This is a genomic window from Zhongshania sp., assembly GCF_047636175.1.
Classification (GTDB): Bacteria; Pseudomonadota; Gammaproteobacteria; order Pseudomonadales; family Spongiibacteraceae; genus Spongiibacter.
In genome coordinates this window covers 85449-92908 of record NZ_JBLIKC010000017.1, presented here as the reverse complement: position 1 = coordinate 92908, position 7460 = coordinate 85449, and the positions used below count along the sequence as shown (strand labels likewise).

Below are 7460 nucleotides of genomic sequence, written 5' to 3'. Positions count from 1 at the left end.
GCCTGCCAATTGGGCTGCAGCGTGGCTGGCGCCGATGATAATACAATGTTCACTCATAGCTATATTCCAAGAATCCTATATTCAGTTTCATATTATTTTGCGGGCTGTCATACGACCGGTGGCTTATTTACTACCCATGCTGTGCCACAACAGTTGTCTAATCGGTAATGGAAGCGTGAGCGCTATTGTCGGCGATTTCCCTTGTAATTACATAGGCTTCAGGCAGCAAATCTGATCAGAATATCCTGCGCGAATTTATCTGGGGTCTTTGCTGCCTGAGCCTGCTTAGCGACGAGTGCATGGCGCCACGCCACTGTAGCTCTTATTGGCCGGTAAATTTAGCCGCCCGTTTTTCAACAAATGCCGCAACACCTTCATCAAAATCGGCGGTTTGGCCGGCAATTTTTTGCAGCTCACGTTCTGTCTGTAATGTGGACTCCCAGTTCGAATCTACGGCTGCCCATACGGCTTTACGAATTAGGCTTAGGGCAGTGGTTGGCCCGTTGGCGAGGGTGAGAGCGATTTTAAAGGCTTCGTCTTGCAATACTTCATCGGCGACAACGCGGTTAATGAGTGCCCAGTCCAGCGCTTTTTCGGCGCTGAGACGGTCTCCCATTAGCATTAATTCCATGGTGCGAGCTCGGCCAACGGTTCGGCTGAGGAGGTGGGTTGCGCCGCCATCGGGGATAAGGCCAATTTTGGAAAAGATTTGTATGAAAGTGGCGTTGTCACTGGCAATGATCATGTCTCCGGCGAGGGCGAGGGAGGCGCCAAAGCCTGCGGCGCTGCCGCGAACAGCGGTAATCCAGGGAATCGGCAGGTTTTTTAGTTTGATCATAATGGGATTTAGGTATTTTTCTAGAATTAAACCGATATCGCGCTGGCTGCGATTGGGCTCTATGGGCGTCAGCGGATTGCTGGGGCTGAGCGATGCACCTGAGCAAAAGCCGCGTCCTGCGCCGGTAATGATCATGGCACGAGCATTTTCAGCGAGGTAATCAATCGCGTCACTGACTTCTTTCACCATGAGGGGTGTCAGTGCATTGAGTGTGGCCGGTGCATTAAGTGTGAGGATGCCGACCGATTCACGAATTTCAACGGTAATTTCTTGGAAATTCATCTTTTATTATCCTTATGCAATGGTATTTAGATTAGCGGTGCACAGCGCTTCAGGCGTTTAGATCACGGTGCACAGCAGTAAAGTCGCCCGTATTTTGCATGTCTTAGCGGCTGTATGCCATGTTCAATACCTTAGAATGAGCTAAAAGCAGATATTATTAGTGAAAATCGGTACTGAAAATAAGTCGAACTGGACGCGCATCGTTCCCACTCGTCTTGATTTTCGGTGGCTCATAGCTATTCAAAGAGCTCGATACTGTTAGCGGTGGGTAATTCGGAAAAATTTACCAAACCTTGTTATCCTTCTGCGCCAATTGTCTTGGAATAAATCAAATTACTTTTGTCATGACCTACTCATATTGCTCACCATGCTGACGGAAGAACAGCTGTTAGTCACTCGCCACATTCGCGGTCATGCTCGTGTGACCGCCGTTGCGGGTGCAGGCAAAACCACAACGATGGTGCGCTATGTGCTAGAGCGTTTGCGATCTGGCATAGACCCGCGTCTAGTGCGGGTTGTGATGTTTAACAAGGCCGCACAGGAAGATTTTAGCCGCAAGTTACAACATGCTGTTGGTGGGGCATTCGGGCTGCCGCCGGTGCGAACGTTTCATGCAATGGGTCGTAATCTAGCGATTTCTTTGGCAAAGGAAGGATATTTACCGCCTTTTGATCCTACTCCTCTTGGGGATACTCAGGTTGGAATAGAGATGCTGCGTGCGCTGCAAGCCTCAGCTGGGACATCGTCACAGCGGGCCGCTATTCGCGATGAGCAGCAACAGTGGTTAGATGCTTTTGTGGGTTTTGTTGATTTGGCTAAGTCCAGTTTGCAATCACCCGAATCCAGTTTTTTTGCCGGTGCTTATCCAGAGCAGTATGAATTATTTATAGAAGCGTTTGCGCGTTTTGAGCAATGGCGTAAGGCCGCTGCCAGAGTGACATTTTCAGACTACCTTTACGACCCCTGTTGCGCCATTGCAGCCAACCCCGACTTGGCGCAATTTCTCGCTAACCGGGTAGAGCTATTTGTTGTTGATGAATTCCAAGACATTAATGATATACAGTTTTTTCTGCTTAAAACCCTAGCGGGTGAGCGCGCTCATTTACAAGTTGTGGGCGACACTGATCAGTGCATCTATGAATTTCGCGGCGCGCGTCCAGAATATATGCTCACCTATTTTGGTGAAAACTATCCCCATAGCAGCTATCAAATGTCGCGTACTTTCCGTTACGGGCATCGTCTGGCGCTCGCAGCCGCACATCTGATCGCGCATAACCAACGCAGGGAACCGGTGCTATGTATTAGTGCTGACAACGCGCCTGCCACCAAACTTGAGCTTCGCCTGCAAACGGCGGACGGTTTTTCATTGGCCGATCTGTGTTTGGCGGAACACGCCAGTGGCAGGCCTTTCCGAGATATGGTGTTTTTATGTAGAACTTGGGCCCAGGCGGCGCCGGTTGAACTAGTGCTGTTGCAGCGCGGTATACCAAACCGAATTACGGGTGGCAGTCGGGTGCTGGACCGCCAAGAGATTAAAGTCTTATTGGTGTTGTTACGCGTTATGTCAGGACGTTTTAACGAGCAGAGTCCGGCGGATTGTCAGCAGCAAGTTTTTGATCTTCTGCGATTTTGTGAGTTAAAAATCAAACATGAAGTGTTGCGTCGCTATGCGCAAAGAGTCCTTAGTGACGGACATGGATTTGCCGCCTTAAAGCTGTCTGATGACGGCTTGTCTATGTATCAGGAACAGCGTTTGCAGCGGCTTGCAGTCGCACTCGACGGTATCGAAAAATCGGCGTTTGCGGGGCGTGGTTTAGAGACATTTCTAACAGATTTAGATTTACTTAAGGCTATTCGCGACAATGCGCTGAGTAGTGAGGATGGCGAAAATAGAGCCGCGACTATCGGCTCGTTTGTAGGCTTTGTTGCAATGCAAGACGATCAGAGTCCAGCTGCCGTCGTGGCTATGATTGAGGGCCTTCGCGTTGCTGACGCGGATCCTAAACAAGGCGCGTCGGTGACTGATGCCGTGACCATCACCACTATGCATCGCAGCAAGGGGCTTGAATGGCCTGTGGTTATTTTGCCTGGTTTGAGTGCGCATTACATGCCATATCAAGCGGGTAGACGGCGACGAGCTGATGAGGATCAACAAGAATCTGAGCGCCGCCTAATGTACGTCGCCATGACCCGCGCGATAGATGCTTTATATTTATTTACGCCTAGCCTCGATTGCCATAACGGTTGGGACGGTGGCTTCAGACCTGAGCTAAATATATTGCCCAGCCCATTTTTACGCGAGATGAATATTCCCTTGGCCGCTGAGCTGGGTGCCGTGCTAGAAAATGGCACGCAGAGCAGCAGAGCTGATGCCGGCCTTGCGCTAACGAACACGGCTACACGCTATCTAGCGGCATTGGCGTTAGACGGAGAATTTTCGAGTGCCTTTCCGTGGATCGATACATTCGAATTTGGCGTTGCGGTACGTCATGATTTGCACGGTGACGGACGCATTGTAGCGGTTGATGAGCATGGTATAACGGTGAAATTTTCCGTTAAGCAGGTGTATTTCTCAGCGCTATTAGTCGATAAGGTTCTGAAGCTTATCGACTCGCCGCTTGAGGACCTGGCCACAAGGGAATTACACGGCGAATTTGTTAGCGGTGAGGTGTTGGCGCATAGTAAGTATGGACGAGGTATTGTTGCCGATGTTGATGCGCGTTTTATTCATGTCAGTTTTCGTGAGGGCAGCAAGAGCTTTCGCAAGGACCTGTTCCGCGCCACCCGTATCACGACGAAAAAATAGATCTTATTGATCGTATTAGCGAGCACGAACCTTATGACGGTAGAAATGTCTGACGTTGAGGCGACGTTGATGCCGCTCTCATTCCCCAGAGGTGGATATGAATAGAACAATAATCAAGCTCAATATGCTGATATTGTTGGGTTTCTCTCTGCTGGCCTGCACTGCGGTCATAGACGACGCCATGGGCTTAGACGAACGTTTGGCTGAATATGGCTATCGTCCTGGTCAAAACGTCGTTCAAATAGAGTCTTATCAGATCACTGATTGGACGTATTTGGATAGTAGACACCTGATGTTTAGTAATGGCCTTACTGAGCATTATCTTATTAGTTTACAACGCCCCTGTGCCGCCTTGCGGGGCTCTGAGGTTCTGTTGTTTAAAACCCGCACAAATTCCCTTAGCAAATTCGATGAGCTTGTTGTGCCTGAGGATGGCGTGGCTAAGCCCTGTAGTATTGAATCGATGTCGAGACTGATCCGCGCAGAGTAACAGTAGCTGGTGTGAATGCCGGATTAACTTAATCTGGTATTTGAATATCTGCGAAGCTATTAACGCTCTGGTGTTGAGCATGAGTGCTAAGTACTGCCGGAGCGCGCTGAACCCACACGGTATGCATACCGGCTTCAGCGGCGGCATTAAGTTCTTCCACAATATCTGATAGAAACAAAATTTCCTTGGCGGCAATGCCGATGGCTTCTTGGATCAATCGATAAGACTCTGCCTCGCATTTAGGGCCCGTCGTAGTGTCAAAGTGGTCCTTAAATAAATATTGTAAATCGCCACCTTCATTAAAACCGAAAAATAGCTTTTGGGCGTGGATAGAACCAGATGAATACACGTAGAGATCAATGTCTTGCTGGTGCCACGCAATAAGCTTGTTGAGCGCGTCTGGGTAGATATGTGCTTGATAGTCGCCATGGCGATAGCCCTGGTCCCACACCAGACCTTGCAGCGCTTTTAATGCCGTTACTTTTTTATCTTCCGCGATCCATTGCAGCAATTGCGCTGCTAATTTTTCGGTGTCTTTGATATCTAGACTCGCTTGGTCTGCGACATCATTTAAGGCGACTTCAACCGCCCTGTCGCCGCGATGTTGACGAATAAAGTCGGGAAGCATTGTTGCGGCGTAGGGAAACAGCACCTCATGCACAAATTGAATGGAGCTCGTTGTGCCCTCTATATCGGTAACAATAGCTTTAATCACGAAATATTCCTTTTGGCCGGATTCAAGCGTCGAGCCGCGAGTAGCGGTTGGCGATATCGTTAGCGGTATAGTTGGCAACCCAGCCCTCGGGATTGTTAAAAAAACGAATCGCGACTAGATCAGGTTGCGGGCCTAAATCAAACCAGTGGCTGGTGTTAGCCGGCACGCTTAATAGATCGCCCTTTTTACAGATTATTTCAAACACCTTGTCGCCAATGTGCAGTGCAAATAATCCTTGGCCTTGCACAAAAAAGCGTACTTCGTCTTCGCTGTGCGTGTGCTCATCTAAAAACTTTAGCCGCAATGCGTCTTTCTGAGGGTGGTCGCTGGCAATACTAATCACATCGACACATTGGTAACCCTGCTCGGCAATGAGGCGTTTAACGTCGCCATTGTAAGCGTGTAAGACGGCGTCCTGGCTATCGCCAGCGGCAATATCATCTCTAGTTTGCCACTGTTCAAAGCGAACGCCGACGGTGTTCAGTTGCCCGCAAATCTCTTTGGCGTCATGAGTGCTAAGCAGTGCTTGGCTGCTGTCGGTATCAGAAAAAACAGTTAGTTGACTCATTGGAATTCCTCGCGGTTCTTAATGGCTAAGGTGCATTAGCGCTAGCTCGCAGTGCAACAGACAATCCAAGGCTTCGAGATTGCGCATACTACTCTCCAAATCTTTACCCCAGCAGTACACACCGTGGCCGCGTATTAAATAGCCGGGGCAGTGCGGCTGCTCTGCCAAATAGGCATCTACTTCATCGGCGAGGGCGCTTATGTCTTGGGTATTGTCAAAAATCGGAATATCAATACTGGTATCGTGGGTATCTATACCGTCGAAGGCTTTTAATAATTCATAGTCATTGAGCGTAATTGTTCTCGCGTTTTTCAGTGCTTTAGAGATGACCGTCGCCGAGGGTGAATGACAGTGTAACACCGCGCCAATATCTACAAAACGCGCATAAAGACGCGTATGTAGCTCAGTTTCGGCCGAGGGTTTGCCATCGCTAATGGGTTTGGCTTGCAAGTCTACGGCGATAAAGTCAGTGGGGCTAAGGCGACCTTTGTGCTTACCCGAGGCGGTAACAATAGCTGATGTCGCATCTAGGCGGACAGAGAAATTGCCACTCGTGGCGGGCACCCAACCGCGTTGATATAGATCTTCGCCGGCAGCGGCTAGTGCGATAGCCTGTTGATAAAAGTATTTACTATCAATCATGTTTTCACCTGTTATTTCTTTTGCCTTCGGCAAGATGCGCTAGCACCTTGATGCGATCAGGTTGATGAATGATACCGTGCTCGGTGACGATAGCATCTATTAACTGCGCGGGTGTGACATCGAAAGCAGGATTGCTAATAACCATGTTTTCTGGCGCCACGCGCTTGCCAAAGCTGTGGGTTATTTCTTCTGCGGGGCGCTGTTCTATCGGTATTTGAGGCCCGTCTATGAGGGCGTCAAAGGTGCTTGTTGGCGCCGCGAACATGACTTTGGCGCCGTGATGCTTGGCAATAATAGCAAGATTATAGGTGCCAATTTTATTCGCAGCGTCGCCGTTGGCGGCAATGCGGTCGGCGCCAACGATGATCCAGCTCGGTTTATGTTCGCGCATTAAGTGGGCCGCTGCACCTTCAATAGCCAAGGTGACGGGAATGCCATCTTGCATCAGCTCCCAGCTTGTTAGTCGGGCGCCTTGGAGCCAGGGGCGCGTTTCGCCGGCAAACACGCCGCGAATTTTGCCGTCGCGGTGGGCCGAACGAATAACCCCTAGCGCAGTGCCATAACCACCGGTTGCCAGCGCACCGGCGTTGCAATGGGTGTAAACAATACTGTCGGCGGGGATTAGGCTGGCGCCAAAATCACCAATGCGTTGATTGAGCTGGATGTCTTCGGCGTGAATGTGTATCGCCAGATCGGTGAGCGCTTGCAATACTTTGCCGTCATTACCTCGCTCTTCTATTACGCGGTCGCAGCGCTCCAGTGCCCAGAATAAATTAACGGCAGTGGGGCGTGAGTTAGCCAGTGCTTCACGCGCAGGCCGCAGAGCTAAGTGCCAAGCGGCCGTACTGGCAGGGGACGACTTAATAAGTTGTTGGGCCGCTAAAACCATTCCGTAGGCGGCAGTAATACCAATTGCCGGTGCTCCACGCACTACCATCGCGCGGATAGCGTCAGCGACTATATAGGGGTCGTCGTAATGGAGGTATTCACATTGAACTGGCAAAATACGCTGATCGAGTAATTGCAGTTGATTGTTTGACCAGATGATAGCGCTGGGAGTTGCCACGAATTAGCTCCACTTTTTGGGGACGCAATTATAAGGCAGTGCGGGCTTTGCTC

The 7460-nt window shown here is 50.0% G+C and carries 7 protein-coding genes; 2 read left to right on the top strand and 5 right to left on the bottom strand.

Annotated elements, in window-relative coordinates:
* Nucleotides 1-322: 322 nt before the first annotated feature.
* Entirely contained in the window at nt 323-1120 is a 798-nt protein-coding gene (locus ACI955_RS11600) for an enoyl-CoA hydratase-related protein (protein WP_415243900.1), read from the bottom strand.
* 367 nt (nt 1121-1487) lie between these two features.
* Here ACI955_RS11600 and ACI955_RS11595 point away from each other — a divergent pair, with 367 nt between their 5' ends.
* Together ACI955_RS11595 and ACI955_RS11590 are read left to right on the top strand one after the other, a co-directional pair.
* Nucleotides 1488-3926, top strand: a complete 2439-nt coding sequence (locus ACI955_RS11595; RefSeq protein ID WP_415243899.1) for an ATP-dependent helicase — start codon at nt 1488-1490, stop codon at nt 3924-3926.
* Between the two features lie 97 nt (nt 3927-4023).
* Nucleotides 4024-4416: a DUF6491 family protein gene (locus tag ACI955_RS11590; RefSeq protein ID WP_415243898.1), complete on the top strand. Its 393-nt coding sequence runs from the start codon at nt 4024-4026 to the stop codon at nt 4414-4416.
* A gap of 28 nt (nt 4417-4444) precedes the next feature.
* On the opposite strand, the gene mtnC is transcribed toward ACI955_RS11590, so the two are convergent.
* From mtnC to mtnA, 4 genes are read right to left on the bottom strand one after another with little or no spacing between them, the layout of a single operon-like run.
* Nucleotides 4445-5131, bottom strand: coding sequence for an acireductone synthase (gene mtnC, locus ACI955_RS11585; RefSeq protein WP_415243897.1), 687 nt, complete (start codon nt 5129-5131; stop codon nt 4445-4447).
* A 22-nt stretch (nt 5132-5153) separates the two neighbouring features.
* Nucleotides 5154-5699, bottom strand: a complete 546-nt coding sequence (locus ACI955_RS11580) for a 1,2-dihydroxy-3-keto-5-methylthiopentene dioxygenase (protein WP_415243896.1) — start codon at nt 5697-5699, stop codon at nt 5154-5156.
* Nucleotides 5700-5717: 18 nt separating this feature from the next.
* Nucleotides 5718-6341: a methylthioribulose 1-phosphate dehydratase gene (locus tag ACI955_RS11575; protein WP_415243895.1), complete on the bottom strand. Its 624-nt coding sequence runs from the start codon at nt 6339-6341 to the stop codon at nt 5718-5720.
* A 4-nt stretch (nt 6342-6345) separates the two neighbouring features.
* Entirely contained in the window at nt 6346-7407 is a 1062-nt protein-coding gene (gene mtnA / locus ACI955_RS11570; RefSeq protein WP_415243894.1) for an S-methyl-5-thioribose-1-phosphate isomerase, read from the bottom strand.
* Nucleotides 7408-7460 lie beyond the last annotated feature (53 nt).